The sequence below is a fragment of the Flavobacterium branchiarum genome (genome assembly GCF_030409845.1).
GTDB lineage: Bacteria > Bacteroidota > Bacteroidia > Flavobacteriales > Flavobacteriaceae > Flavobacterium > Flavobacterium branchiarum.
The window spans coordinates 1,954,448-1,976,239 of record NZ_JAUFQQ010000005.1; the positions used below are offsets into that span (position 1 = coordinate 1,954,448).

The 21,792-nt window shown below is 32.9% G+C and carries 18 protein-coding genes; 8 read left to right on the forward strand and 10 right to left on the reverse strand.

Annotated elements, in window-relative coordinates:
• Positions 1-4: 4 nt before the first annotated feature.
• Positions 5-2,272 carry a helix-turn-helix domain-containing protein gene (locus QWY99_RS20510; RefSeq protein ID WP_290267578.1) on the forward strand — a complete coding sequence of 756 codons (2,268 nt, stop codon included), beginning with the start codon at positions 5-7 and terminating at the stop codon, positions 2,270-2,272.
• A 49-nt stretch (positions 2,273-2,321) separates the two neighbouring features.
• Here QWY99_RS20510 and QWY99_RS20515 read toward each other — a convergent pair whose 3' ends face one another.
• Positions 2,322-2,765 carry a hypothetical protein gene (locus QWY99_RS20515; RefSeq protein WP_290267580.1) on the reverse strand — a complete coding sequence of 148 codons (444 nt, stop codon included), beginning with the start codon at positions 2,763-2,765 and terminating at the stop codon, positions 2,322-2,324.
• A gap of 166 nt (positions 2,766-2,931) precedes the next feature.
• On the reverse strand, positions 2,932-3,894 hold the full coding sequence (locus QWY99_RS20520; protein WP_290267583.1) for an HU domain-containing protein: 963 nt from the start codon (positions 3,892-3,894) through the stop codon (positions 2,932-2,934).
• Positions 3,895-4,132: 238 nt separating this feature from the next.
• Between QWY99_RS20520 and dprA the strand changes: the two genes are divergently transcribed.
• Positions 4,133-5,233 carry a DNA-processing protein DprA gene (gene dprA, locus QWY99_RS20525; RefSeq protein WP_290267585.1) on the forward strand — a complete coding sequence of 367 codons (1,101 nt, stop codon included), beginning with the start codon at positions 4,133-4,135 and terminating at the stop codon, positions 5,231-5,233.
• 132 nt (positions 5,234-5,365) lie between these two features.
• Here dprA and QWY99_RS20530 read toward each other — a convergent pair whose 3' ends face one another.
• Both QWY99_RS20530 and trpS read right to left on the reverse strand, forming a co-directional pair.
• Positions 5,366-5,779 (reverse strand): hypothetical protein, encoded by a 414-nt coding sequence (locus tag QWY99_RS20530; protein ID WP_290267586.1) that lies wholly within the window; start codon positions 5,777-5,779, stop codon positions 5,366-5,368.
• Positions 5,780-5,794: 15 nt separating this feature from the next.
• On the reverse strand, positions 5,795-6,769 hold the full coding sequence (trpS, locus tag QWY99_RS20535; RefSeq protein WP_290267588.1) for a tryptophan--tRNA ligase: 975 nt from the start codon (positions 6,767-6,769) through the stop codon (positions 5,795-5,797).
• Between the two features lie 146 nt (positions 6,770-6,915).
• Here trpS and QWY99_RS20540 point away from each other — a divergent pair, with 146 nt between their 5' ends.
• Positions 6,916-7,665: a lysophospholipid acyltransferase family protein gene (locus tag QWY99_RS20540; RefSeq protein ID WP_290267591.1), complete on the forward strand. Its 750-nt coding sequence runs from the start codon at positions 6,916-6,918 to the stop codon at positions 7,663-7,665.
• Between the two features lie 299 nt (positions 7,666-7,964).
• Here QWY99_RS20540 and recA read toward each other — a convergent pair whose 3' ends face one another.
• The 6 genes from recA to QWY99_RS20570 all read right to left on the reverse strand — a co-directional run bounded on the left by recA (position 7,965) and on the right by QWY99_RS20570 (position 13,383).
• Entirely contained in the window at positions 7,965-8,972 is a 1,008-nt protein-coding gene (recA, locus tag QWY99_RS20545; protein ID WP_129541129.1) for a recombinase RecA, read from the reverse strand.
• Positions 8,973-9,127: 155 nt separating this feature from the next.
• On the reverse strand, positions 9,128-9,637 hold the full coding sequence (locus tag QWY99_RS20550) for an acyl-CoA thioesterase (protein WP_290267593.1): 510 nt from the start codon (positions 9,635-9,637) through the stop codon (positions 9,128-9,130).
• Positions 9,638-9,777: 140 nt separating this feature from the next.
• Positions 9,778-10,737, reverse strand: a complete 960-nt coding sequence (locus tag QWY99_RS20555; RefSeq protein ID WP_290267595.1) for a WG repeat-containing protein — start codon at positions 10,735-10,737, stop codon at positions 9,778-9,780.
• Between the two features lie 148 nt (positions 10,738-10,885).
• Positions 10,886-11,761, reverse strand: a complete 876-nt coding sequence (locus QWY99_RS20560) for a WG repeat-containing protein (protein ID WP_290267597.1) — start codon at positions 11,759-11,761, stop codon at positions 10,886-10,888.
• 85 nt (positions 11,762-11,846) lie between these two features.
• Positions 11,847-12,230 (reverse strand): DoxX family membrane protein, encoded by a 384-nt coding sequence (locus QWY99_RS20565; RefSeq protein ID WP_290267599.1) that lies wholly within the window; start codon positions 12,228-12,230, stop codon positions 11,847-11,849.
• A gap of 4 nt (positions 12,231-12,234) precedes the next feature.
• The gene (locus QWY99_RS20570) at positions 12,235-13,383 is read right to left on the reverse strand and encodes a DNA polymerase III subunit (RefSeq protein ID WP_290267601.1); all 1,149 of its coding nucleotides are present in this window, start codon (positions 13,381-13,383) and stop codon (positions 12,235-12,237) included.
• Between the two features lie 504 nt (positions 13,384-13,887).
• Here QWY99_RS20570 and QWY99_RS20575 point away from each other — a divergent pair.
• From QWY99_RS20575 to QWY99_RS20595, 5 genes are all read left to right on the forward strand, one after another.
• Positions 13,888-14,337, forward strand: coding sequence for a hypothetical protein (locus tag QWY99_RS20575; protein WP_290267603.1), 450 nt, complete (start codon positions 13,888-13,890; stop codon positions 14,335-14,337).
• 171 nt (positions 14,338-14,508) lie between these two features.
• Positions 14,509-15,798: a beta-helix domain-containing protein gene (locus tag QWY99_RS20580; RefSeq protein WP_290267605.1), complete on the forward strand. Its 1,290-nt coding sequence runs from the start codon at positions 14,509-14,511 to the stop codon at positions 15,796-15,798.
• Positions 15,799-15,890: 92 nt separating this feature from the next.
• The gene (locus tag QWY99_RS20585) at positions 15,891-16,295 is read left to right on the forward strand and encodes a hypothetical protein (protein ID WP_290267606.1); all 405 of its coding nucleotides are present in this window, start codon (positions 15,891-15,893) and stop codon (positions 16,293-16,295) included.
• The gene (locus QWY99_RS20590) at positions 16,292-17,764 is read left to right on the forward strand and encodes a gliding motility-associated C-terminal domain-containing protein (RefSeq protein WP_290267608.1); all 1,473 of its coding nucleotides are present in this window, start codon (positions 16,292-16,294) and stop codon (positions 17,762-17,764) included. The genes QWY99_RS20585 and QWY99_RS20590 overlap by 4 nt, the downstream gene beginning before the upstream one ends.
• Before the next feature lies 1 nt (position 17,765).
• Complete coding sequence (locus QWY99_RS20595) at positions 17,766-21,788, forward strand: PorP/SprF family type IX secretion system membrane protein (protein WP_290267610.1); 4,023 nt, start codon at positions 17,766-17,768, stop codon at positions 21,786-21,788.
• Positions 21,789-21,792: the final 4 nt, after the last annotated feature.

The window sequence follows — 21,792 nt, forward strand, 5'->3', positions numbered from 1 at the left end:
CCAAATGCAAAACATTTCTGAAGCCGCATCATACACATTACAGTTTATTAATCAGACGCAACGTTCTATTTTTCTTACCGGAAAAGCAGGGACTGGAAAGACTACTTTATTGCGCGAGATTATTGAAACAACGCATAAAAATACTGTTGTTGTTGCGCCCACAGGTATTGCTGCGCTTAATGCAGGAGGTGTAACTATTCACTCGATGTTTCAGCTGCCATTTGCAGGATTTATTCCAGATAATTCATCACCACAATTTTCTGAAACTACTAAGTTTGAAACGAAAGCAACTTTGCGTAGGCATTTTAAAATGAATAATGTTAAGCGTGCTGTTATCCGTAATATGGAGCTTTTGATTATTGATGAAGTCAGTATGCTCCGTGCCGATTTGCTTGATGCAATGGATTTTATGATGCAAACGGTTCGGAAAAATAGTTATCCATTTGGAGGAGTTCAGGTTTTATTTATTGGTGATTTATTGCAATTGCCACCAGTAATTCGAGATGAAGAATGGAGAACTTTGAGAACCTATTATCGCGGAAAATTTTTTTTTCATTCGCATGTAATTCAGCAAAATCCACCTTTGTACATAGAATTGTCTAAAATTTTCAGACAAACTGATGATTCCTTTATTTCAGTTTTAAACAATCTGCGTAACAATCAAATCACGCAACAAGATATCGAGAGTTTGAATCAGTATGTTCAACCTGATTTTGACTTAAAAAACAATCCAGGATATATTACACTTACAACGCATAATGCCAAAGCCGATACTATAAATAATCAGGCAATCAATGATTTAAAAGGTAAAATGAATAATTACTTTCCAGATATCGTTGGTGATTTTCCTGAAAAAATATATCCGCTTGATCCTAATCTTCAATTAAAGGTTGGAGCTCAGATTATGTTTGTTAAGAATGATTTGTCTTTTGATAAAAATTATTTCAACGGAAAAATGGGCGTAATCAAATCCCTTTCTAGCCAAGAAATTATGGTTCATTTCCCAGATGAGGATAAGACTATTGAAGTTGAAAAATACGAGTGGCAGAATATTCGCTACAAAGTTGATGAAATGACTCAAGAAATAGAGGAGGAGGTTCTGGGAACTTTTGTTCAATATCCTATCAAGCTGGCTTGGGCAATTACAGTTCATAAAAGTCAAGGTTTGACATTTGACAAAGCTGCGCTCGATGTATCGCAAGTTTTTCTACCTGGACAAGCATATGTTGCATTATCACGTTTGCGTTCTTTAAATGGGCTTATTTTACTCTCTCCGTTGCGCATGAATGGTATTTCTAATGATCAGGATGTGATGGATTATGCTTTGAACAAAGCTTCGGAAGAATTATTAAAGAACTCTTTGCATTTTGAAACAAAGAATTTTATTCATAAGTATTTGGTTAACAGTTTTGATTGGGCAGATCTTGCTCAAGAATGGCGTAACCATCAATACAGTTACAACGATAAATCTGAGAATTCACAAAAAGCAAAGCACGCGACATGGGCTAAGCAACAAACCCTGATCATTGAATCTTTAATTGATCCTGCCAAAAAATTCATAATTCAGTTAAACAGAATTTTCAATAATCAAACGGTCGATTTAATCCATGTATCGGAGCGGATTGAGGCCGCGTATGGATATTTTATGAAACCGATGGACGAATTGGTTTATGAACTTTTGTATAAAATGGAAGAAATTCAGCGCGCCAAAAAAATGAAAGCGTTTTATGATGAATTGAATTCGTTGGAAGAACTTCAAACCAAAGCCGTTTTACGCTTAATGAAGGCACGTTTGCTGATTGAAGTGGTTGTTGCTGGTGATACTATATCAAAAGAGAAATTAACGTCACCTGAGATCAAAAGTTACAGATCTAAGAAAACCACGATAATTCAGGATAATTATAAAAGTAAAAATGGTGACTTAATCGATGATGAGGAGCCAATTAGGCGTTATTCCCCTAAGGAAGCCAAAGAAAAATCAGTTAAAAAATCGACAATTGAAGAGACATACGAATTATGGCTTGAAAAAAAATCTATTAAAGATATTGCAACTATTCGTAAACTGACTCCGCAAACTATTGAATCGCATTTTGTAAAACTGATTCAAGATAAAAAAATCAAGATTTCAGATGTCTTGGCTGAAGATAAAATTACTGCTTTGACAGAAGCTTTTCAGTTTTATAAAGAAGAATCTTTAACGGGGCTAAAAGAGCAACATGGAGAAAAATTTTCTTGGGATGAACTAAGAATGTTTAAAGCTAGTTTGAATTAAAAACAAAAAACCTATTCGTAAAGAATAGGTTTTTTTGTAAAACTAAATATTATTTCGAATCTAAAAGTTTGCTTAAACTTTGTTCTTGTAGCGTTAGTTTAGATTGGAGTTTTAGTATTTCTAATTCATATTCTTTAGCTCTAATTTTTTTCTGATTTACTTTATTTTCAGGTAGTTTATTAAGAGCTAATTCACTTTCTAATTTTAGTTTTTTATCCTCTTTTTTCTTGATATCTTTTTTAGTTCGCTCAATTTTCTTTTGAGCAGATTCAATTTTGTTTTGACGTTTTTGAGCTTTGTTTTGGTCCTGTTTTAGTTGATCTTGTCTTTTTTGTAATTCTTTCTGACTATCTAATCGTTCCTTTGCGTGTGCTTTTTCTTTGTTTAATAAAATTTCTTGACTTGCGCTATTTGAGTTTGTTTCCTGTCCATAAAACGATTGTGAGGTGATTAAAAGGCAGATTAATAAAGCCAAATTCCATACGTTTTTCATATTACTATTTTTTAATGTTTATTTAAATATTGCAAATACTATTCCAATATACGAAAATTGCTCTTGATTTTTTAAGTTTATAATTACAATATACAAAAAAAAACCATTTTATAATTGTTATAAAATGGTTTTAATAGTAACTAAAATGTAAGTATTTCTTATGAATCTAAAGCGTTTCTATTAAAATCCACGCTTCTGGATTTATAGTTTTTTGGATCTCTCTTTGTGCTTTTTCTGCTTCGCGCATAGTAGCATAGCTACCGTATACAACAGGGAAAAGTCCATGTCTGTTAGCAGGAATTATTTTAGCATCAAATCCAGCTTTCTTTAATTTATTGTAAGCTTTTTGAGCATTGTTTTCGCTTCTAAAAGCACCAGCCATAATATGATAAGGCATTGATAACTTCTCTTCTTTTACAGAAAGAGTTACTGTTACTGCCGGCAATGGATTTTTTATGAAAAAAGTAGCTTCTTGAATTTTATTCTGTACTTGTTTTTGAACAGCAGTTTCTACTAGAACAGTTTGACTAGCAATTTGATTTTGGTACATTGGGTAACCAATGCTTCCTGTTACTCCTAATGCAAGGATAAAAATTGCAGCATATTTTAAATAAGAATTAGACCCTTTATATTCCGTTTCTAATTCGATTGCTTCTTTTTGTTGTGCTGTATCTAGATCTAGTGCTTCTAATTGATTTTCAAAAGATTCTCTTTTAGCCATTGGAGAAACAAATGGACTTAATCCAAATGAAGTAGCCAAATAATTCTTTTGATCATTTGGTGTAAACACTAGGTTTTTATCAGCATTCAGTCTAATTTCACCTATGTTTTTTATAGAAATAAAACCATTATCTTCTAATTCCTTTTTCCAAGTTAAAACTTCAAAATGAACTGCGCTAACAGCAAATTTGTATGATGTTTTTTCGGTAAGAGCAATGTGATTTGCTAACAAACCATCATTGTTTTTGATATGTGGGTTGAAAGAAATTAATTTTTTTGGTGGAAAAAATGAATTTGAACCTTCATTAAGTTGGGCCGATTGAATTTCGGTTAAAAAAGCTCCAAACCCAGGAACCGTTACACACTGATAACGATACAATAACTGCGCGATGTAAGTTTCGATTTTCATAGTAACAAAGTTAGGCAAGGAAAATAGTTATCAAAATTTTATTCACAATTTTTATTAACAATTCGCTATTTTATTTAAATAGTTATTAATCAACTTTTTATAAGAGTCAGTTTTTTTCATGCTTTAGATGGTGATTTTTTAAACATATTTATTTGGCAAGAATTTACTTTAAATTACGATATTTGTAATTAAGAATTATATCTTTTATTTTATTTGAATTACTAAATTATTATACCAAATGTCGGAGCAAGATCTATTTTATTTATTGGCCTTACAAAGTGTTGAAGGAGTGGGAGATATACTAGCTAAAAGGCTATTGTCTCATTGCGGTACAGCTAATGATGTTTTTAAGATGAAATCTTCTCAACTTGCTTTAATTGATGGAGTTGGGTCTGTTTTATTAAAGAATATTAAAGAAAAATTGATATTTGAAAAAGCACAAAAAGAATTGGATTTTATCCTGTCAAATGACATTAATGTAACGTTTTTTGAGGAGAAAAACTATCCTGATCGTTTAAAACATTGTATCGATTCACCGGTTTTATTATTTAGCACTGGAAACATCAATTTGAAGGATAAAAAGATCATAAGTATCGTTGGAACGCGACAAATTACATCTTATGGAACGGAATTCTGTAAAAAGCTAATTGAAGATTTAGCTCCTTTAGATCCAATTATTGTTAGTGGTTTTGCTTATGGAGTAGATATTATTGCGCATCAATTAGCAATGGATAATAACCTTCAGACTATTGGTGTAGTTGCACATGGTTTAAATCAAATTTATCCTAAAACGCATAAAAAATATGTTGCCAAAGTGGAACAAAATGGAGGTTTTATGACTGAGTTTTGGAGTTCATCAAATCCGGATAAAGAAAATTTTGTGCGTAGAAACCGTATTGTTGCGGGTTTGAGTGAAGCCACAATAGTAATTGAATCGGCTGATAAAGGAGGTTCACTTATTACTGCTAATATGGCAAATGACTACAATCGAGATGTTTTTGCAGTTCCTGGTCGAACGACAGATAAATACAGTCAGGGTTGTAATGATTTAATAAAAACTCAAAAAGCGAATGTATTAAGTAGTGCCGCCGATTTGATTTATATGCTGAATTGGGATATTGAAAAACAACCTAAAACGGTTCAAAAACAGCTGTTTGTTGAGTTAGAATCAGATGAACAAATTGTATATGATTATTTGCTAAATAATGGTAAAGACCTCATGGATATTATTGCTTTACAATGCGATTTTCCGATTTACAAAATTTCAGGATTGTTGCTTAATATGGAGCTTAAAGGGGTAATTCGTCCTTTGCCAGGGAAATTATTTGAGGCTATTTAAATAAAAAGCCCTTTTAAATTTTATTTAAAAGGGCTTGATTATGTGTGGTTTGTATTTATAATCTTATCTAGAGCTATAGTTTAACTCATTCTAATAAGTTTGTTTTGTAATAGCAGTAAGTTGATGTTTTAATCAGGAATCATATTCTTTATCATAATCTGAAAAAGCTTCATCTGAACCAGTCCCGCTTAGCAAACAAAAAGCAACATAAGATACATCAACTATCCAATTATCAATTTGTGACGTTTGCTGTTCGTTTATTAGGTTATTACGCTGTAACATACCTTCTGGATGAATAGCCCACATTCTGCCTAAATGGCAAATTCCCCAAAGTGAGTTAATTATGTTTTTATCAATAAAATCCTTCTCCAATTCAGGTGCGAGTACCTTCATAGCTTGAATGATTAAATGGTAATTTTTTTCATGTAAAACGCCTTTGTAAGGGCGTAATTGACCTAAAAAACCATTTTCCCATCTTTCGCTTTCAAAGCTATCATGGTTCCCACTTTGGTACTGTAATTCTTCTATTGCTTCTTGAATTGTCATGTCCTTGGTTAATTTTTATTTTCCAAATCCGAGTTTAACTCGTACTCTTTCAAGAACTTCATTAGCAATAACTGCTGCTTTTTCGGCTCCTTTTTTAAGTAAAGCATCTACTTCATCAAGGTTATTGATGTAGTAATTGTATTTTTCTCTTTCCGTTTTAAATTTTTCGGTAATCAACTCAAACAAAGCTTGTTTAGCATGACCATAACCGTAATTTCCACCTAAATAATTGGCTCTCATAATGGCAATTTGATTTTCATCAGCCATTAAAGCATAAATTGCAAATGCATTACAAGTATCAGGGTTTTTTGGATCTTCAAGTGGTGTACTATCAGTCTCGATACTCATTACTTGTTTGCGCAATGCTTTATCATCTAGAAATATATTGATAAAATTATTTGCTGATTTACTCATTTTCCCTCCATTTGTTCCAGGAATTAACATGCTGTTTTCTTGAATTTTAGCTTCAGGAATAACAAATGTTTCTCCCATTTGGTGGTTAAAACGAGAAGCAACATCTCGAGTAATTTCTAAATGTTGCAATTGATCTTTTCCTACTGGCACAAACTCTGCATTATAAAGCAAAATATCGGCAGCCATCAACATTGGATAAGAGAATAAACCTGCGTTTACGTCATCTAGACGATCTGCTTTATCTTTGAAAGAATGGGCAAGTGTTAATCTCTGAAAAGGGAAAAAACAACTTAGATACCAGCTTAATTCTGTTGTTTGTGGAACATCAGATTGTCTGTAAAAAGTAACACGATCAATATCCAGACCTAATGCAAGCCAGGTAGCAGCAACACTAAAGGTATTATCTCTTAGAGTTTTACCATCTTTTATTTGTGTAATCGAATGTAAATCGGCGATAAACAAAAATGATTCGTTTTCGGGTTTGTTAGATAATTCGATTGCAGGAATAATTGCTCCTAATAAGTTGCCTAAGTGCGGCGTTCCAGTACTTTGTACGCCTGTAAGTATTTTTGCCATGCTAATTTTTTTCTTATTTGCAAAGTTCGCAAAGTTTTTTGCAAAGTCTGCAAATTTTATTTTTAATTAACTGCAAAGTTCGCAAAGTTTTTCCTAATGTGAATTCTTTTAATTTAAATCACATTCATTTTATTACTTTTGGATTTATGAAAGGTTTAAAAATTGTTTTTTGGGTTCTTTGGCGCGTGTGGTTCTATGTTTTAATGGCCATCCCAATTTTGGTAATGTTTCCATTTTTAGTATTATCGATTCTTACCGAAAGTGGGTATCCATATTTCTTTAGAATGGCGAGGATTTGGGCGAAATTTATCCTTTTCGGAATGGGATTTTATTACAAAGTAGAGAAGGAGCAAGCACTTGATCCTAGTAAAAGTTATATGATTGTTGCTAATCATACTTCGATGACAGACATCATGTTGACGTTGGCAATTATTAAAAATCCGTTTGTTTTTGTTGGAAAAAAAGAACTTTCTAAGATTCCTTTGTTTGGGTTTTTCTATAAAAGAACCTGCATTTTGGTTGATAGAAAATCTTCAAAAAGCAAAATGGACGTTTTTAACAGTGCTCAGAAACGTTTGAATCAGGGTTTAAGTATTTGTATTTTTCCTGAAGGAGGAGTTCCAGACGATGAGTCGATTATTTTGGATGAATTCAAAGACGGTGCTTTCCGTTTAGCAATAGAGCATCATATTCCGATTGTTCCGATTACTTATGCTGACAATAAAAAGCGATTTTCGTATACTTTCTTTAGTGGTAGCCCAGGGAAAATGAGAGTGAAAATTCATTCGTTTATAGAAACAAAAGCCCTACGCCCAGAAGATAGAAAAGAACTTCGTGATCAGGTAAGAGATCTTATTTATAAGCAATTACTAGTTTTTAGTAAAAAAAACTTTTAAAGAAGACATTATTTTACAAAAGAAACAATCAAGTATAAATTCCTAAAAGTAATTGTTATCCTATCGATGAATGATTTTTTGAGAAATAAAATTCATGATTCGTCTAATTTTTCTTTTTGTTATCCAGTTTTGTTGGAATAACGTTTCCAGTTTCTTTTTCATTGTTTAAGTTTAAAAAATTAATACATACAAGCTTTTTTAGGCTCAAAATCAGTAATTCTTTATGTAGATGTCGTTTTTAGAAAAGGTTGCGTAAAAAGCATAAAAAAACCCGAAATTTGATTTCGGGTTTTTTGTTTTTAGGCACTTGCCAATTCTTTGATATGTGCTTTAATCTTAACTTCTAGCTCATCTGCTAATTCAGGATTATCTTTAATAAGTGATTTAACTGCATCACGACCTTGTCCTAATTTAGTATCACCGTAGCTAAACCATGAACCTGCTTTCTTAACGATTTCAAATTCTACAGCTAAATCTAAAATTTCTCCAGTTTTAGAAACTCCTTCTCCGTACATAATGTCGAATTCTGCAGTTTTAAATGGTGGAGCCACTTTGTTTTTAACGATTTTTACTTTGGTTCTGTTACCAATTACGTTGTCACCATCTTTAATTTGAGATGAACGACGAATATCCAAACGTACCGAAGCATAAAATTTCAAGGCGTTACCACCCGTTGTTGTTTCAGGATTTCCGAACATTACACCAATTTTTTCTCTTAACTGGTTAATGAAGAATACCGTACAGTTTGTTTTACTAATTGTTCCTGTAAGTTTACGAAGTGCTTGTGACATTAAACGAGCATGAAGTCCCATTTTTGAATCTCCCATTTCTCCTTCGATTTCACTTTTTGGAGTTAATGCAGCAACCGAGTCAATTACAACAATATCAATAGCTCCTGAACGAATTAAGTTCTCAGCAATTTCAAGTGCTTGTTCCCCGTTGTCTGGTTGAGAAATAATTAAGTTCTCAATATCAATTCCTAATTTCTCAGCATAATTTCTATCAAAAGCATGCTCAGCATCTATAAATGCAGCAATTCCACCCGCTTTTTGAGCTTCGGCAATAGCGTGTAATGTTAGCGTTGTTTTTCCAGAAGATTCTGGCCCGTATATTTCTATAATTCTTCCTTTAGGATAACCGTTTACCCCTAAGGCTAAATCTACTCCTAATGAACCTGATGAAATTGTTTCTACTTCTACTATGGCTTTATCGCCCATTTTCATTACGGTTCCTTTTCCGTAAGTCTTATCAAGTTTATCAAGCGTAAGTTGTAGCGCTTTTAATTTGGCTTCTTTCTCTGAACTCATCTTTTCTTTCATCTAAATTGTTATAATTCTTTTATACTAAATCGATACATTTATAACGTATTGATTTCATTTGTTTTGGCTTGTAATCGACGTAAAATTACTTCTTTTTTTTGAAGTTGCAACTCGATTTATTTTCTCTTACCGAGATAGTTTTTTTATAGAAAAAGTGCTCTAAGTTCAGTAGCATCTTCTGGTTTTATTTTACCAGCTAATAGTAAACTTAGTTGTTTACGACGCAAAGCAGCTTCAAAGCGTTGTTTTTCAAGTTCCGTTTCTGGTTCAATTGGTGGTACTTCAACAGGAGTTCCGTTATCATCTACAGCAACAAAAGTGTAAATTGCTTCGTTGGCTTTTGTTCTATTTCCTGATTCACGATCTTCTACCCAAACATCTATAAAAACTTCCATTGAACTTTTGAACGATCTTGATACTTTTGCCTCAATAGTTACTACACTTCCTAGTGAAATAGCTCTATTAAAAGCTACGTGATTTACAGATGCTGTAACTACTATTCGGCGTGAATGTCTTCGAGCAGCAATACTTGCAGCACGATCCATTCGGGCTAATAATTCGCCACCAAAAAGATTGTTTAAGGGATTAGTTTCGCTCGGTAAAACCAAATCGGTTAATATTGTTAAAGACTCTAAAGGATGTTTTGGTTTCATTGTAATTATTATGTTGTTGATTTTTAATGTTTTAATTATTAAACATTAAAATTTATTATTTGGGTCAAATATAATCAATAATTAGGCTTTTTGTGTGCAGCCTTCTTGGATTTTTAGATTAACATAAATCCTTCAAATATTTAAATTCGTTCTCCTTTAATGTTGATTGAAAATGTTTCTCCGTTAAGTTCTACATCTGTTCTTTCTCCACAAAAACAGGTCATTGAGTCGTATTTAAACGGAATGATAACTTCTCCTTTTCTATTAATTAATCCCCATTTATTCCCAATACTTGCTGGAGCATAATTTTCTTCGAAAGCATAAATAATATCGTATTTTATTGGTACAACTTCTTTGCCTGTTATGTCTAGATAGCCTGTTTTTCCGTTTAGCGTAACTTGAGAAATATCACCTTCAAGGCCATAAATTTTATCATATTTCAATAGGGTTATTTCTTTTCCTTTAGTGTTAATTAATCCCCATTTGTTATTGTTTCCAACTATTGCAACTCCGTTGTTAAAACCAAAGGCATCATCGTATTTTAGTGTTACAATTTCTTTTCCATTACTATCTACAAATCCAGTTTTGTTGTTGAGCACAACCATAGATATTCCTTCTTTGGATCCGTATATTTTGTCGTATTTTATCGCAGTAATTTCTTTTCCCGTTGTATTTATTAAACCTTGTTTTTCGTTTAAAACCACAATAGCTACCCCTTCTTGATAAACATAAATGTCATCATATTTTGGAGCGACAATTTCTTTCCCGTTACTATCTACAACGCCACGTTTTTCACCCACACTAATAACAAAGAAACCGTCTTTTGGTGAGTAAATTTCATCATATTTTGGGGTTAAAATTTCTTTACCTAAAGAGTTAATAAATCCATATTTATTATTTGAAACGACAATATAGAATCCTTCTTCGGGAGCAAACATTTTATCATATTTTGGTTCTATGATATAATCATAATTATCATCTATTAAGCCCCATTTCATAGTTTCGGGATCTAAATATGCTTCTTGTGCGTTTGTTTTTGTTTGAAATACGAATGCTATTGTTAGCAAAAGTAAGTACTTGGTTAATTTTAGACCTTTCATAAAATTGAGTTTTATTTTAATGCTTTTTTTCTCCATGTAAAAGGAGCGATTTAATTATAATTTGAAGCAACTATTTCTTTTGCTCGCTCATTAATAAATCTATATTTATGATGAACGCAGCATAATTGTTGAAGTATCTTATTTTATCTTATTTCACAGGGGTAATTTCTATACCTTTTTCGTCTAATAATTCCTTTTTATTATCAATCTCTACTTGAATAATTTTTGTATTATTAATAGTTTCAGCTGGATAAATCAGATCATATTTTATAGCTGTAATTTCTGCTCCGCTTTTGTCTATTAAGCCACTTTTGGAGTCTATACTAACTATAAAGAGATTGTTAATTGGGTAAATATTGTTATATATTAGTGGAGTAATCTCTTTTCCTGATTTATCAATTAATCCTGATTTGCCGTTAATTTTAACTACAGCATTTCCATTTTTAAAGTCATAAACAATATCATATTTTAGGGGAGTTATTTCAGCGCCTAATGAATTTATAAAACCAAATTTATTATTAGAAAACACATAGGTATATCCTTCTTCAAATTTTCCAATTGATTGATATTTAGGTGAAATGATTTCCCTTCCAGTCGTGTCAATAAATGTACATTTTTCATTTATGCGTAGGACAGCAAATCCATTATGAAATTCATACACAACGGAATTATATTTTATCGGAGTAATTTCTGTCCCAGATGTATTTATAAAACCGATTTTTTTGTTTTGTTTTACAAATGCAAACCCATCTTTAAAATCAGAAATATAATCGTATTTTGGCGTGACAATTTCTATTCCCTTTTGGGTCAGCAAACCAATTTTTTCATTTATAGATACTACAATTAGGTCATTTTCAATGAATTCCATTGTGTCATACTTTGCTGTAATAATAATATTTCCCGTAGGATCTTTTAATCCAAATTTCCAATCCTCGACATAAAATTCTTGAGCAGTAACTATAGAGTAATGTGATAAAAGAAGAAAAATGGGAAAAAATAATTTTTCTAAATTTGAGGGTTTCATATTTTTTAAGAATAGAATTTGGCACTTAAATCAAATAATAGTGTTGTTTGTTTTCAATACTATTATTTGATTTAAGTATTCCGGACTAAGTTAGCCAAAATACCGCTACAACCGCAGGGATAAAGTAAATAGCAATAGTTCTTGCGCCATCATAATCTTTGGCTAATCGTTGACCGAAAAGCAACATTATCAAGGTAATACAAGAGAAGATTGCGCCATACAAACCATATTCTCTACCGCTATTTGTAAACAATTGAATGGAGCCTACTATACAAAGTATTCCCGATATCAATTCTAAAACAAGGATATTAAATAGAGCAAGTGGAACTTGATTTTTCAGTTGAGTTTTTGCAAAATGCTCTTTAAGCCAGCTTACATTATCCTTCCAATAAAAAATTTTGTCGTAACCAGATTGGAGAAATGTTACAGCTAAGAAAACTAAAACTAGAATCGAGGCAATATTGTTCATCTTTTTATTTTTTATGTATTAAACGGGTTAGTTTTATGGATAAATCGGTTAAAATAATTTTTGCATTTCCGTTACGCTCAATATGATACATCGCATCAGATAGTTCTTTGAATATATCGTTAATGTTATTTCCATTTACAAATGGAGCAAAATTTTCTAGTTTAAATTTTTCAACTTTAGGCTCCATATATACTAAACTTGGAGCTTGATAATTAAGTAAAAGGGCTTGACGAAACATTTCGATGCAGAACTCCAAGAATTTTTTTTGACTTTCTCGGCCTAAACCTGCAATTTGCTCACTCCAGGTAATCAAATCTTGAATTGCGGCTGCGTTTCCTTTTGCCTTAAATGCTGCACGAACCCATGTTACGAACCATTGTTCAAATGGATACTCATCCTCATCATTTTTTGTCAAATGCAAAGCTTTGTTGTAGTTACCTTGTGCTTGATGTGCTATTTTTAATGCTACATTAGGTTCTAAGTTTTCTTTAGAAACTAATGCATCGGCAATTACCTGTTCGCTTAATCCGTTAAAATGCAATACTTGGCAACGCGAACGAATGGTCTGAATGATAGATTCTTCGTTTTCCGATATTAAAATAAAAATAGTTTTATCAGATGGTTCTTCTAATAGTTTCAAAAGTTTATTAGAAGCTGCGATGTTCATTTTATCTGCCATCCAGATGATCATAATTTTATAACCGCCTTCATAAGATTTTAATGCAAGTGATTTTAACACTTCCTGAGCATCTTCTACCCGAATTTCACCTTGTTTGTTTTGAACGCCAAGGGTTTTATACCAATCAAATAAACCACCATAAGGCGTCTCTTGAATAAAATTGCGCCAATTTTGTATAAAATCTAAACTTTTAGGTTTCGTTTTTACATCCTCGGTAGTTACTGTTGGATATATAAAATGTAAGTCGGGATGTGATATGGACTGAAATTTTAAGTTACAGGATGTATTCCCGTTTTCATTATCAGGACCAGAATTTCCGCATAATATATATTGTGCGTATGCGATGGCAGTGGGTAAAGTTCCAGATCCTTCTTGACCGATAAATAATTGTGCATGAGGAATTCTTCCCGTAGAAGCAGTTTTTATTAAATGGTTTTTGATGTGGTCTTGCCCTAAAATTTCAGAAAATTGCATGAAGCAAAGATAATAGAAAATGATTTAGTCGAAAATTTTCATCTACAAAGTTTACCTCCTTAATCCGAGTTTTAATTTGTTAATAAAAAAAATACAATTTGACTGCAAAAGTTGTTTTTAATAGATTTTTACCTTTTTTGGGCTTTTTTTGCTTATTTGTTTCTGTGATAAATAAGATAATCTTTGCAAATAATAGACAAACAGGAATTAAAACAGTTTATTCTTGTTAATTCAATGTTTTTTTGTATTTTAAATGAAGATTATATGTTAATTAAAACTATTTTAATGTATTGATATTTAGTTTAATAAAAACCATTTTAGTACTATATAGTTGTTTTTAAGTTACAGACCAAAAAAAACCGATAAAAGAACATATTTAGTCGTTTTGTGGCTTTTTTTCATTTGATTTTGTCTCTTTTTATTTAAAAAAAGGGTAATAAAAATTGCGAGTTAAGTTTATTTACATATTTTTGTTTTTATAATTGAATTTTTAAAATAGAATTTATGAAAGGGAAAATTATTTTTTTAAGCATCTTTTTAACGTTGTCAACACAGATGGTATCATCTCAAGCTAAGAATGCTCCTCAAAGTATTATTAGTACATCGGCAATTATCAAAAAATACCATGATCAAAAGGAATTAAAAACGATGCAAAAGGGTGAGCTTTTAGAACTATACATTGAGCGTATCAAAGTTTTAGTGAAAACATTACCATTTATTGCATTGGCTACTAAGCCAGGAGTTACCATGGCTGATCTTGGTATACCTACAGATAGTGAAAACAAAAAAATCCAAGACGCTCAATTAGCAGCATCAAATTCATTCCTTGATATAACTGTAGAATTTGAAAGAAAAATGATGCCTTACTCAGATAAAAATAATTTAATTGCAGGGATTTTATTCTATGAAAACACGATAAAATCATTGCATTTATTCAACGAAAATATAGAATAATTATTTGCCTATTTAATTCTCTTCAGCATTATACGTATTGTTGAATGAGATTCAGGATATATGCAACTCGTTTTCGGTATTTTCTTTGATTTATCAAGAAAATACCGAAATGAGTTTTTTTAATTTTCATTAACTTAATAATAATTATTGTTAATATTTAAACATACCACGATGAAAAAATCTTTACAAATTATTGGGATTGCCCTTTTTACTTTTTGTAGCGTACAAGCACAGCAAGAAAAAGGAATAATGGGTTATAGCAACTGGTTGAACAACTGGACTGAATTTAAACCAAACAAAGTTGATTATAGTGAAGCTAATCAAATTTTGGCAGGAAAGATAACTGTAAATACAAAATTGTTAAAGAGGAATGTATATGTTCTTCAAGGTAATGTTTACGTAACAAACAATGCTGTTCTTACCATAGAGCCAGGTACATTAATAATTGGTGATTATGAATCAAAAGGTACTTTAGTCATTACTAAAGGAGCTTCTATAATTGCTGATGGTTTAGAAACTGATCCTATTGTTTTTACTTCAAACAAAGGAGTTAAAAAAGCTGGAGACTGGGGAGGAATTGTAATTTTAGGAGATGCTCCAATAAACAAATTTGGAAACATTTCATCTTTTAATTACGATCTTGATCCATCGTTAACAACTTATGGTGGAGACAATGTTGCATCAAATTCAGGTATTTTAAGATACGTTAGAATTGAATTTGCTGGTAAAAAAGTAAAAGGTAATGGAAACTTCAATGCTTTAACATTAGCAGGAGTTGGAAACAAAACAACTTTAGAAAATGTAATGGCTAGCTTCTCAGGAGGTGATTCATTTGATATGATTGGTGGTGATTTAAATCTTACAAAATTTGTTTCTTATAAAACAATCAATAACGATTTCAAATTTACTCAAGGAACACAATGTAAAGTATACAATTCATTAGCAGTTAGATCTTCTTATTTAACTAGTAATAAAGAAGGATCTCGTTGTATGGAAGTTTTATCTTATGATAAAAAAGAAGAAACAGACTTTTCTAAAAAGCAAACTTTGGTTACTGCTTCTAACATTACAATGTTAAACGATAGTGATAATATTAGTGCAGATATTCAATCTGGATTGGTAAAAGAAGCTATTTATGTTGGTAATAATGCAGCTATTGAGCTTAAGAGAAGTGTGATTTCTGGATTTAATCCAGCGGTTGTATTAGATAGCAAAATTGAAATAAATGATGCTAATTTGAAGAAACTAAAATTTGAAGAAATGTATTTCAATCAATGTAAAGGAAATATTTTTTCAGAATATAATTCTAACAATGAGGATCTAGAGAACTGGTACGGTAACACAATGTTCTCTAACTATTATTCTCAAAGTAATAATAATGAATTTTTTATAGATATATCGAATCCAAAAAGACCTGACTTTAGACTTAATATCGGTAAAATTACAGCATCAAGCAAATAGAAACCTACCTATTTGTTAGAGTCTTAATTTTTTAACTGATTAGTCGTAAAAAGAGTTATAGTTTTTAATTGGAAACATATAAGATATAAAAAATGACCGCCCCACTTTGTAAAAAAATACCATACATGTTGTTATTAGGATTACTTATAACAGCTAATAATACATTCGCTCAAGAGTCAACAAACGAAAAACCTATCGTTTCTTTTCTTCCTAATGGCGAAACTGTTGAAGAGAGTCTTTGCTCTTCCTCAATTTTAGAATTAAGTGCTACAAACGAGTTTATAGTAAAGCAATCTGTCCCCATGGATTACTTTGCTATAAATTCAGCGGTAGTAAATAGTTCAAATGAAATTAATGCCGATCCCCAATCGTCGTCTATTTCATCGAATAATTCTGTAAATGCATTAAACGTAAACTGTAAATATGATTTCTCAGAAACATTTATAGATAGTTTACTATTTTTTGATCTTGATGTAATTAAAGAGCGTATAATATGATTAAAGATTTACCTACTAATCTTCGCATAATCTTTCTTTTTTTATGTGTGTTTTTCTGCGCCAACACAAATGTATTCGGACAAATATCTATTGGGCAACCGACGTTTAGTTTTAACCCAGCTTGTGCTAGTCCAGGATATAACAGCTACGAAGTGAATTTTAATTTTTCACCAGTTGCGGGATTGATGGCGACTAATCAGTTTATAGTAGAATTATCTGCTCCTGATGGAAGTTTTACTAACGCAACGGTAGTTTATACCTCTGCTGTTGGTGAAATTATGACATCACCGGGTAAAATGAAATTCCCATTTCCGACTAATACGGCAGGAGAAAAATATAGACTTAGAATAAAAGCTACTGCTCCAGCTTCTACTGGTCAGCCTTCTATTCAATTTCCAGCATACTATAGAGTTCATAACTCCCAATTCACTATAAATAATTTTATTCCTGTTGCTGCGTTTTGCGCAGGAAGTAGTTATATTTTAACTATTGATAATCCTGGAGGACCACTTAATGATTCGCCTTTAAAACATTCTGGATTAACTTATAATTGGTATAAAAACAACGGACTTATTTTGCCTGAAACATTAGTAGCTACCGCTACTAACGGTAGCTATACAGTTACGCAACCAGGAGTGTATTATGCTAGAACTAATTATGGTGCTTGTATCTTAAGTTCGGATTCTTATTCTAATCAAGTAACCGTTTCAGAATCTACTACAAATTCTAGTACAGCTATAACATCAAGTCTTGGGAATCCATTTTGTCCAAACGGCGGAAGCACTACTTTAAGTGTTTCTGGTGGAGTAAAAATCGAATGGTTTAAAAAAGATAGTTCTGGTAACAATGTTTTAGTATCAGATAAACCAACTTACGATACAAACGTTAGTGGCTTATATACCGTAAAAATTGATTTTGGAGGATGTACTGCAAACGGTTCAATTAATTTGCAAAGTGAAGGATCTTTTGCCGCAAGTATTAATGTACCAAATAGTAATACAATTGATACCGAAATTAACGAGACATTAAACGTTATCGTTACTAATGATGCCGTTGCCCCTTCTTATAAATGGTACTTAAACGGAACTCTTATTCCTGATGCAATTACAGATACGTATTTGATAAACACTATTGGTAACTATAAAGTTGCTGTTGCTCAAACTACAGGCTGTACTTCAACTCAAGAATTTAATTTTGTAGTAGGAGATACTAATTCAAATCTCAAAAATATTCCGAATATAGTAAGCCTAAGTAGCGCATTTAACACTTGGGATTTACCTACTGATTATAAAAATGCAGAAACAAATGTTATGATTGTTAGTTCACAAGGAGAGGTGATGTTTAACGGAGTGGATTATGATCCTACTAAATGGGAAATAAAAGATTTCAAAAATATAAATCCAGTTTATTATTACATTATAAAAAAAGGTAGTGATGAAAAAAAGGGATCTATAACTGTAATTAAATAATATGAAGAAAATTTTACTATTCATTACTATTCTTTACGGCTCAACACAAGTACTCTATTCTCAAGACGCTGTCAAAGGGGATGGAGTTGTTCCATTTTCCATACCTATCAGAAATTCATTAAAATTTAATAGATATATAATTAACCCTGCTTTCAGTTTTGTTAGAGAACAAAATACTTATGCTAGTTTTTATAACAAGCGTCAGTGGGTACAATTTGATAATGCACCACAGACTTATTTGTTTAGTTATTCAGGAAGATTTAGTGAAAATCAAGGAATAGGTGTTGGTTTATTCCAGCAAAACTATGGTCTTATGACCACTTTTGGAATTGTAGGAAACTTTGCTCACAACGTAATGCTTCAAGAAGACAGCAATTTGACTTTTGGAGCCAATGTTGGATTTTATAAAAGCGGACTGGACCAAGGAAAGATTATTACAAACGATTCAAATCTTAACATTGATAATATCCCTTCTAATTCAATGCTTATGATTAATCCAGGGGTGAACTACGGAAATGCGTTTTTAGACGTAGGATTGTCTGTAAATAACCTATTGTTATACAATTTTGCCACATCCGAAATGGTGAAAGATAATCCAGAACAAGCCGTTGAAGCACATCTTATGTATACGGGATATATTGATGCTTATGGATTTTTTGACAGAAGTAAATTTTCAGGTCTTATAAAATCAGAATTTAAGAAAGATAAAACTGTAATTTCTGGATTGGCTATGATTTCTATTCCAAAAGGATTCTGGGCACAAGCAGGTTACAATACATTATACGGTATGTCAGCAGGATTTGGTGTTAATGTAACACCAAAAATTGCGATTGAATATAATTACGAAAAAGGAACAGGTAACTTTTCGAATTTTGGAGCTTCTCATGAATTTGTTATTGCTTATAAATTCAAAAGTAAAAGTTACTATTATGGCGATAATGAAGAGGATGAGGGAGCACTTATTGCACCTACTGAGGTTAAAAGAATAACGCCAGCCAAGGTTACAACACCAGCTGTTAAAACTGATGGAGCTGAAAAAGCTAAACTAGCCGGAGAAGCAAAAGCCCAAGCTGATGCTGCTGCAATGAAAGCAAGACTAGAAGCTCAAGCTAAACTTAAAGCAGATGCTGAGGAAAAACTTAAAGCAGCCACAGAGGCTAAAGCGAAAGCCGATGGATCAGTAGCACAAACAAGATTAGATGCACAAGCAAAACTTAAGGCTGATGCAGAAGCAAGAATTAAATTAGCGGCTGATAATAAAGCCAAAGCTAATGCCGAAACACAAGCTAGATTAGAAGTGGTTCAAGCTAGAGCTGCCCAATCTAAAGCCAATGCTGAAGCTGTTAGAGCTAAACTAGCCGCAGATTCTAAAGCTAGAGCTGATGCTGTTGCAAACAGAGCTAAACTAGCCGTAGAAGCAAAAGCGAAAACCGATGCTACAACGAAAGCAAGATTAGAAGCAGCTAAGTCTAAAGCAGATGCTGAAGCACTTAAAGCGAAACAGCTTTCATCAGATGGAAAAACGAATGTTGATGCTACCGAAGCACTTAAAATAAAACTGGCTGCTGATGCCAAAGCGAAAGCTGATGCTGCAGCTTTACAAGCAAAACTTGGAGCTGATACCAAAGCGAAAGTAGACGCTACTGCTCTAAAAGCAAAAATAGATGCCGATGCAAAAGCCAAAGCGGATGCTGCCGAAGCTCTTAAAGTTAAGTTAGCTGCAGATACTAAAGCGAAAGCAGATGCTACTGCGCTTCAAGCGAAATTAGCTGCCGATGCCAAAGTAAAAGCCGATGCCGCCGAAGCTCTTAAAGTTAAGTTAGCTGCAGATGCTAAAGCGAAAGCAGATGCTACTGCGCTTCAAGCGAAATTAGTTGCTGATGCCAAAGCAAAAGCCGATGCTGCTGAAGCTCTCAAAGTTAAATTAACCGCTGATGCCAAAGCAAAAGCTGATGCGGATGCACTTCAAGCAAAATTAGTTGCTGATGCTAAAGCAAAAGCGGATGCTGCAGAAGCAATGAAAGCAAAATTAGCTGCAGATGCGAAAGTTAAAGCTGACGCCGATGCCCTTCAAGCGAAGTTAGCTGCAGATGCTAAAGCGAAAGCGGATGCTGCTGAAGCTCTTAAAGTTAAATTAGCTGCAGATGCTAAAGCGAAAGCGGATGCTGCCGAAGCACTTAAAGTAAAACTAGCTGCAGATGCTAAAGCAAAAGCCGACGCCGATGCACTTCAAGCGAAGTTAGCTGCAGATGCAAAAGTTAAAGCGGATGCCGATGCGCTTCAAGCTAAGTTAGTTGCTGATGCCAAAGCAAAAGCCGATGCTGCAGAAGCTATGAAAGCAAAATTAGAAGCCGATGCTAAAGTTAAAGCGGATGCCGATGCACTTCAAGCTAAGTTAGTTGCAGATGAAAAAGCGAAAGCTGATGCAGTTCAAGCAATGAAAGCAAGTTTAGAAGCTGATGCAAAAGTTAAAGTTGATGCAACTGCCCTAAAAGCAAAAATTGATGCGGATGCCAAAGCCAAAGCCGATGCCGATGCACTTCAAGCAAAATTACTTGCAGACGCCAAAGCAAAAGCTGATGCAGATGCAATTCAGGCGAAACTAGATGCAGATGCTAAAATAAAAGCAGAGAAGAAAGCCAAGTCAGAAGCTGCAGATTTAAAAGCAATAATTGATGCAGATGCCAAAGCAAAGGCTGAATCAGATGCTTTACAAGCAAAGCTTGCTGCCGAAGCAAAAATTAAAGCCAAGGCCGATGCACTTGCTTTACAAGCTAAGTTAGCTGCTGATGCGAAAGCTAATGCTGCTGCTGCAGCACTATTGGCTAAAGAAACTGCTGCTGCCAAAGCAAAAGCCAAAGCTGATGCTGATGCACTTGCTGCTGAAGCAAAAGTAAAAGCCGATGCAGAATTGAAAGCTAAATTAGCTGCAGATGCCAAAGGAAAAGCCGATGCAATTGCCTTACAAGCAAAATTAGCAGCAGATGCAAAAACGCAAGCTGATGCCGATGCAAAAGCAAAATTAGAAGCTGACGCAAAAGCGCAAGCTGATGCTATTGCGCTTCAGGCTAAACTTGCTCAAGAACAAGCATTAAAAGATAAACAAGCGGCCGATGCACTTGCAGCATCTAATGCAGCTGCTAACGCTGCCAAAGATGCACTTGCTAAATCAATGGATAACTTAACCAATATGTTTGATAGTTCTTATAAAACACAAACAGATTTATTGAGTCAATTGAACGCAACAGTAGCCAATAAACAAAAAGACCTTAATGATCTTAAAGAAGAAAATGATTTAAGTGAAAAAGGAATATATAAAGAACCGAAGCCTTTTAAAAGCGTAGCGTCTGAGAACAGTGAGTTAGAAGCATTAAAACTTCAAATAGCACAAGTTAATAAGGAACAAAAAGATGCGCTTGCTAGACTTACAAGTTTGTACAATGAAAGACTTAAAAAAGTGCCAAATAAAAATGATGCACTTAACAAAAGTTATTTAACCAAAATTGAGGCGTTAAAAGCGGAACAATTAAAAGCGGAAAGAGATAACGCAAACTTAATTGCAAGTTTAGAAAAAATTAAACTTGAAACAGAAATAGAAAGAAAACGTAGAATTAAGCGTGCTGCGTTCGAAAATGACCAAGGGCGTTACCAACAAGATATCGCTACTTTAAAACGTATAAAAGAAACGACAAAACTGAGTAGCACACCATTGACGGCAAATGATTTTGACTTTGGAGATGAGCAGTCAAACATGCAAATTATCAAGAACATTAAGAATGTTGAAAGTGGTTATTACTTAATTGTTGCAGTTCATAATAGTACGGATAAAAGAGATCAATTTTTGACCAAAACTGTAGCAGCAGGTCAATCGAATATTAATTTCTTTTATAACGTAAGTTCTAGTAGATATTATATTTATTATGAAAAATATGATGATTTGCAAGAAGCGAGTAAAGCTTTAGAAGCCAAAGGTAATAAGCCATACAACGCGAAAATGTCTATTGTAAAAGTTGAAAACGAATAAAAAA